The following is a 6,994-nucleotide window of genomic DNA, read 5'->3' on the forward strand; positions in this document are numbered from 1 at the left end:
AGGTTCAATCCCTGTCGCGCCCACCATTAAATCAAAGACTTAAATCAGGTGAACTGGGCTGAACCAAAATCGGGTTGGCCCCGATGCGGGCAGCATTTCAGCCCTGTTGTTTCTGCTGTGGACGGGGTGGCCACACCAAGCGGCTTTTGTTTCGTGTGCCAAGGCACCCCATAAACAAAAAAGCGGGAAAGCCAGAGGCTTCCCCGCTCTTGATGCAAAAATCGTGGACTGAAGTTAGAAGTTGGCCTTCAAGCTGATATAGCCAAAGCCGCCATTCATCCCAAATGGACCACCGCTGCGTGGGTAGACCTGACCATCGGCCAGACCGCCACTGATCGGGAACACATTGATGGTGGAGGATTGGGCAATCCGGTCTGGGTATTCGCTGAGCAGGTTCTGTGCACCGATCGTGACCGTATACTTCTCAGCAAATGTATAGCTGACATCGAGGTCGATGGTGGTTTTGGCACCAAAGACTTGGCCTGGATAGTCTTGCTCATTGCGCCACTTACCGAAGTAATTGGCCCGAGCATTGACGGACCATTCGCCCCACGACCAGTTGCTGGAAAGGTTCAGACGATCCTTTGGCGCAACATTTTCGATCGTGATGATCTGAGCCGTGCTGATGACGGTAGACTTCGACTTCGTCACTTTGTTTTCATTGCGGTTATACGCCAAAGTGAAGTTCACACGCGCACCAAAAAGCTGGGTTGCGTGCGTGCCCACGATGTCGATACCTTTGGTCGAGGTATCGAGGCCATTGGTGAAGTAGCGGATGTTCGCCCCAGCACCAACCAGCGAAAGGCTGGGTTGAACCAGCAGATCCGCCGCTGTCACAAGGAATGGCCGGGTAATGAAAATCCGGTTCTCCACGTCGATTTGATAGGCGTCAACCGTCAAAGAGGTGCCCGCCATTGGCCGCAGAATAAAGCCGACGCCATAATTGGTCGCATCTGCAGGCTTCAGAGGAACCGCGCCATAATAACGCGCGACACCGCTGGCGACTGGGAAAATCCCCTCTTGCACTTGGTTGCCGGCCACGAAGTTGGTGGTGACGTTTTGCAAGTTAGACTGGCCAGGCGATGGGGCTTGGAAGCCCGTACCCACAGAGCCACGCAGCGACAAAATATCGGTCGCTTTGTACAGGGCGCTGATCTTGCCGACCGTTGCCGTGCCAAATGTATCATAGTCTTCGAAGCGGGCTGCGATACCGCCGCTCAAGCGGTCGGTCAGATCGGCTTCAAGGTCGATATAGATGGCATAATTGCTCTGATCCCAAGTTCCAGCGCTCGATGGCGGTGCACCAGCATAGCCGCTCGAAGCGGGCGGCACGGCGATATTGGTTACGCCAGCTGGCAAAGTCGTCACAGGTGCGAAGACGCCTGGAGCCGTTTGGGTGAACAAGCGCTGGACCGTTGCATAGGGACCAGCGGCATAGGATTGAAGCTCGCCAGTGGGAACGGTGTAGGATTCTTTGCGCCACTCAAAACCACCTGCCAAGGTCAGAGGGCCAGCAAGGCCAACATCCATTGGGTAGGTCAGGTCGACGTTAAAGTTTTCCAGCTTCTGCTTGAAGGCCCCGTACTCAAAGCTGGTCTTCGACAAGGGGCCGAAAGATGCGTTCAACGAGTCATACATCGACAAGTCGAGCGAATTTTCCGAAATCGTGGCCGACACATCATAAGTCAGGCCAGAAGTGGCCTCGCCTTTGACGCCTGCAACGGCGGTCAGCGACTCGGTCAAGCCCACAAAGCGAGGCGTGAAGCCTGCTGGATAGATGGAGCGGAAATCAAACCGGTTATTGTCCAAAATAAAGCCACCGGCTGGGCAGGTCGCATTATTGGCTGGACAGGGCGTGGTGAAGAAGGTGTTGCGGAACGCTGCGTTTGCCGCTGGCAGGTTTACCGTCACGCCATTGGCATTCACGGCTGTGCCGGTGATGGTTTGGCGGAAGTTAAAGCTTTGATCGCCTTCGCTGCTCGACGCATTCAAGAAGGCGTAAAGCTCCGTTTTGTCGGACAAATCATAGCCAGCATTGATTACAGCTTTCCAGCCGAAGGTGGGCGAGGAACCCCAGATCTGATCTGGACCTGGAAAGTTCGGCAGACGGTTTGCGAGGCTTGGGTTCTGCTGTTCAAACAAGATAGCGGCAGGACGGCGTGCACCACGGCTGGTGCCTTGGTCGTCAAAATATTCTGCGCTGATGTTGACGAAACCGCTCTCACCAAGGCCAAGACCCCAGTTGACCGCCAATTGCGCACTTTCACCGTCATCGGCATCCAAGCTTTTGCCATAGCGGGCGACGATCTCCAGACCATCCGCATTGTCGCGAAGCCCAAAGTTCATAACCCCGGCAATGGCATCGGAGCCATATTGCGAGGTTGCGCCATCGCGCAGGATTTGCAAGTTCTTAATCGCGATCGATGGAATGGACGAAATATCTGGGCCATGCGAACCAAAGGACAATGCCGTATCGCCACCGACGAAGGTTTGCACCAAGGCCGAGCGGTTAAAGCGCTTGCCATTCATCATCACCAAGACCTGATCGCCGGGCAGACCGCGCAAGTTTGGTGAGCGCACGAAGGTACCGGCGTCTGCAATGGTGTTTTGGCTGGCGAAGAAGGACGGCACGACGTTCTTGACCGCATCAATCACGTTGGCCGTGGATTGGCTGGTGATTTCCGATGCCGTGATCACGTCGACTGGCGAGGCCGATGTCGCAACGGACCGATCGGTCCGGCGGGTCCCCAAGACCACCACGGTCTCGACTTCCTTTGCAGGTGCCTCTGTAGCGGCAGCAGATGTACCCTGCGCAAGGGCAGGACTTGAATAAAGGGCAAGAGCCGACACGAGTCCGGTCGTCATTGCCAGGTGCTTATGAAACCAATTCTTTCGCATGTTCATGATGCTTCAGCCTCCGGGAAGAGAATACTATTGGGGCTGCAACGGTTGATTGACGGGGCCCCCTCCGTGCCAACTAGGTGTTGCGCCCGCCCCCCTTGGCATAGCGACTGCAACTTCGAAACCAACCATTCGTCACAGAATTGCCACGATTTGGTCACATTCGCGTGAGGATCCGCGAAAAATGCGCGAACTTCTGCCCTGACCCAGAAGTTACAGGCAAAGCAAGACCGCTTCTTGGCGACACCGCTGTGGCGAAATGACTAAAAATTAGGCAGGTGAGCTGGCGTCAAAAGGCGGCCATGCACGCGAAACGAGTCAACCAATGACTTGATAGCGGCCGGACTCTACCGACACGAGGGGCGGCGAACCTTTCTGGTCAAAAGCATCCTGCACGTCCAAGAGATCCGACCAGAAGGAAAAATGCTCGCTCTGTCTATGAGACCCCAGCGCGGTTGCACTCAAAACAAATGGGAAGATGTGGACATCCACTTTAGCTTGACCAGCATCATGCGCGGCGGCCACCAATGTCCAAATCTCTTCGATCACCGGGTCCGTCATCGCCAGACACCCAATACTTTCGCACCGCCCGTGGATCATGATGAAGCTACCCGTACGACCTAGGGCTCGGTCAAAGGCGTTTGGATATCCGACATTCATCGACAGATGGTAGGCGGAGGCAGGATTCATCGCCTCAGGCGTCACACCATAGACCCCCTCTGGCACTTGTTTGTCGCCCTCGGCCTTTTTGGGGCCCAAGCCGCCGGAGGCGGCACAGATCGGCCAAGTGGCAAATTCAACAAATCTGCCCCTCCCCGCCGGTTGGATGAAAAGTTGCAATCGCTTTTCTTGTTTAAAGGCTCGGATGAATATCGGGTCGCCTAATGCAGCCCCAAGCGCGCGCAGCCGGGGCATAAGCTTTGGGGTCGCCCGCTTAATGGCAGTCTCAGCGCGCAGTGGCCCGGGCATTTCCAACTTCTGTTCGCTGCACGCAGCGTTAAGGACTGGCAGCAGGACCGCGGAAGTCAAAATCGTGGCGCGCCGGGTAATCATCGCTCCAATTTAGCCCAGTCACATCTGACAGAATAGATGCAGGCAATAAAAGAAGGGCCCAAGCATCTCTGCTTGGGCCTAGGTAGTACGCACGTCTTTCTTGGGGTATTCTAGCGGAAGAGAGACAAGGCCGATTGGGATGCGGTGTTAGCAATCGACAAGGCCTGAACACCCAATTGTTGCTTGGTTTGCAAGGCTTGCAGCTTTGCGCTTTCTTTCGACAAGTCGGCGTCCGCAATCGCGCCGATCCCATTATTTAAGGCATCTTGCAGCTTGCCGATAAAGGTGCGGTGCACTTCAAGACGCTTTGCCCCGGCACCCCATGTCGCCAATTGGGTACCCAAATTGGTGATGGAGGCATTGACCAGACCTAATGCCGTTGCGGCATTACCTGCAGTGTCCAAGGCAGAAGTGGCCGTCACAGTTACTGTAGCCCCGCCCAATGCTAAGCTAGCCCCGGCGACAGTGATGGTGTTGCCACCGGCAGAATCACCCAAGGCAACCGCATTATTCGGCGTACCCGCAATCATGTTTGCGCCATCAAACACCGCATTTGCACCAATGCTGGTGATTTGATCGCGTAATTGCGCAAAGTCTGCTGCCAATGCGGCTTGGGCCGACGCCGAAAGGCCTGCCTGTGACGCCGCAAGCGCCTTGCCCTTCATTTCGTTGAGCAGCTCCATAATGCTCTCACCAGCGGCGATGCCGGTATCAAGAATGGAAGCGGCTCGGTCGGTAGATTCACGCACGCGGTCGTAGGCGCCTACGTCGGAGGTCATTTTGTTGGCAATCGCCCAAATGGCCCCGTTATCCTTGGCTGACGCAACCTTTAAGCCTGTTGAAATTGCATTCTGTGTTTTCGCAAGCTCGGAATTGGTTTTGTTCAATGTTTGCAGGGCCACCATGGCCCCTTGATTGGTGTTTACGCTGAGCATTTCTAGCCCTTTTCCTACTCGGTACACCCCCGCTACGAGCGAGGTGTGTTCGTAATGAACACCGGGTAACATTACCGACCAGTTCTAAACGGCGACTTGAGAAAAATGGTTAACATTACCCTAGAGTCACGGTATTCTGCGATTATCTGAGGTATTTGTCAGGAAAAAAGCAGCAAGGAATGGTAATCAGCATTCCCCCTTGTTCTTAATGAGATATTTTTGGAGCCATGTTTTTCTGAGCAAAACTCAAATATTAATGACCCAAGTCGCATATCAAAGCTTCAATCTGATGTTCATAAGTTTAGGAAGTCCAGCTGTTGTTCCGCGCGCTGGCCGATAAATTGGGCAGGCTCACCCAGTCATTGCAAACTCGGCACCTCCAGATGCGTTACACAACTTTCTAGGCGAGCTTGGCCGGTCACCGCACGGGGCAGGGTTGAGGATAGGGCTGCCGCGACCCGTGGCTAATGGGGTAATGCCAAGCCTCGAGATCTGCGTTTCAATTTGTATTGAATTGAGACAAAATTCTAAATAGTCCTGAAATAAACGCTTAACAATTTTGTCAAAACAAGGGCGTACCCGGCGCGAATAAACAAGGATAACTAAATTTAGAAATTTGAACCTTACTGAATAGGCGTGACTTTCTAGCCGGTTACTTTTGCCTTATTTTGCCATATTTCCCCTACTTCCCAAATTGGCCTTCGGATTGCTCCCTTTCTCTTAGAAGCCACAGTGGGTTTGCGCTTCATTATAAGGGGAGTTTATCGTGAAAAAGGCAGCAATTATCTCGGCAATCGCGCTTGCGACCTCGTTTGGTGGTCACGCATTTGCGCAGCAAGCCATCAATGTTTCGCAATTCATGAACAGCAACATTCAGGCAAATACGGTTGGTATTGCCCACGATGTTTGTTGTGCCGTTGGTTTCTCGGCCGTCGCAGGGGCGAACTTAGCCGAAGTAGCTGGCACCGCCTCGAGCGTTACTTGGAACAATGACCAGCGCTTCCGTGGCGATGCCATTGCCACCACATCCGGTCATATCGGCAATATTGGTGGCGACGTAACTTTGAACGCCGCAGCTTTCGCAAACAATGCCACGGGCTCATTTGCCGGTGCACATGAAGTTGCCATCAACAGCGTGCAACATAATTGGATCGACCCATCTGCTTACACGACGGGCAATGTGTTCAATATCGGCGGCAATGTGAGTGCAACCGCCCAAGCCAATGGCAATGTTCTAAGCGCAGCTGCACCAAATGCTGCAAGCTTCAACGTCGCGGCCCAACAACATGGTGGTGCAGCCGTCAATGGCGGCATTAACTTGACCGCACAAAACATCACCGGCGATGTTACCGGCATCACCCGCAGCTTCGGCAACTCGATCAGCCTGACCGGTGGCGGCACTATGGCAATCACGGGTCAACAAGTCATGGTGGCCCCAATCAATGCCAACACCTTCATCAGCGCCCACAATGTTGGGGGTTCGGTGATCGGCTCGTCAGTCTCGGTCGGCAACATGTTCAGCATTGGCAAGCCATAACGGCCGAGCCAAGCTCCTAAAATCAGGCCAGGAACCTTGATGGGTTTCTGGCCGTTTCTTCACATGAGCACATTGGCCTGATGGACGCGTTTTCGATCAAAGCCAAAAGGTCTGATGGCTCTATAGGAAAGTGAAGCCAAGCATAGCCCAAGGATTATGGGTTGATGTTTTGGCCAATAAGCCGACCCCCGAAACAAAAATACAAATCAACTCATTCCATTATTCATGAATTGTCCATGATTTATTGGTTAAGTGGACCCTGTACGGGGGACTGAGTTGTAGCGGGTTACGGAGAGAAACCGGCTCAAAATGAAACACATGGGAAGTCATCGTGGCGAAGGGCATGCCCGTTTGACGCGAATTGGTTCGCCCAACACAAGAATTGACCTCAACCGAGGGCGCGCGTGCCAGTTTTGAGTGGCACCATCATTGCAGACTGAGGTGCAGTGTTCGTCCTAAAGGAGCGAAGAATATGAAGGAAGCTCATCCAACTAGCCCTGTGAAGCTTGATCGCGCTCGCTTTGCCCGTGCCGCTTTTGGATTGTCGGCTGCATCTTTGAGCGTGGCA

At 53.8% G+C, this 6,994-nt stretch carries 4 protein-coding genes; 1 reads left to right on the plus strand and 3 read right to left on the minus strand.

Annotated features, from left to right (window positions below; all coding sequences use genetic code 11):
• Nucleotides 1–234: 234 nt before the first annotated feature.
• From IOB61_RS05440 to IOB61_RS05450, 3 genes are all read right to left on the minus strand, one after another.
• Nucleotides 235–2,865 carry a TonB-dependent siderophore receptor gene (locus IOB61_RS05440; protein WP_290813361.1) on the minus strand — a complete coding sequence of 877 codons (2,631 nt, stop codon included), beginning with the start codon at nucleotides 2,863–2,865 and terminating at the stop codon, nucleotides 235–237.
• A gap of 354 nt (nucleotides 2,866–3,219) precedes the next feature.
• Nucleotides 3,220–3,870: a L,D-transpeptidase family protein gene (locus tag IOB61_RS05445; protein WP_290813364.1), complete on the minus strand. Its 651-nt coding sequence runs from the start codon at nucleotides 3,868–3,870 to the stop codon at nucleotides 3,220–3,222.
• 194 nt (nucleotides 3,871–4,064) lie between these two features.
• Nucleotides 4,065–4,889: a flagellin gene (locus IOB61_RS05450; protein ID WP_290813367.1), complete on the minus strand. Its 825-nt coding sequence runs from the start codon at nucleotides 4,887–4,889 to the stop codon at nucleotides 4,065–4,067.
• 766 nt (nucleotides 4,890–5,655) lie between these two features.
• Between IOB61_RS05450 and IOB61_RS05455 the strand changes: the two genes are divergently transcribed.
• Entirely contained in the window at nucleotides 5,656–6,426 is a 771-nt protein-coding gene (locus IOB61_RS05455) for a hypothetical protein (RefSeq protein WP_290813370.1), read from the plus strand.
• The last annotated feature ends 568 nt before the right edge of the window (nucleotides 6,427–6,994 follow it).

Source organism: Aquidulcibacter sp. (assembly GCF_020253525.1).
Lineage (GTDB): Bacteria > Pseudomonadota > Alphaproteobacteria > Caulobacterales > Aquidulcibacteraceae > Aquidulcibacter.

Excerpts from the sequence above, each read along its gene's own strand:
- IOB61_RS05440 (WP_290813361.1), bottom strand. The coding sequence starts at position 2,865 with ATGACGACCGGACTCGTGTCGGCTCTTGCCCTTTATTCAAGTCCTGCC.
- IOB61_RS05450 (WP_290813367.1), bottom strand. The coding sequence starts at position 4,889 with ATGCTCAGCGTAAACACCAATCAAGGGGCCATGGTGGCCCTGCAAACA.
- IOB61_RS05445 (WP_290813364.1), bottom strand. The coding sequence starts at position 3,870 with ATGCCCGGGCCACTGCGCGCTGAGACTGCCATTAAGCGGGCGACCCCA.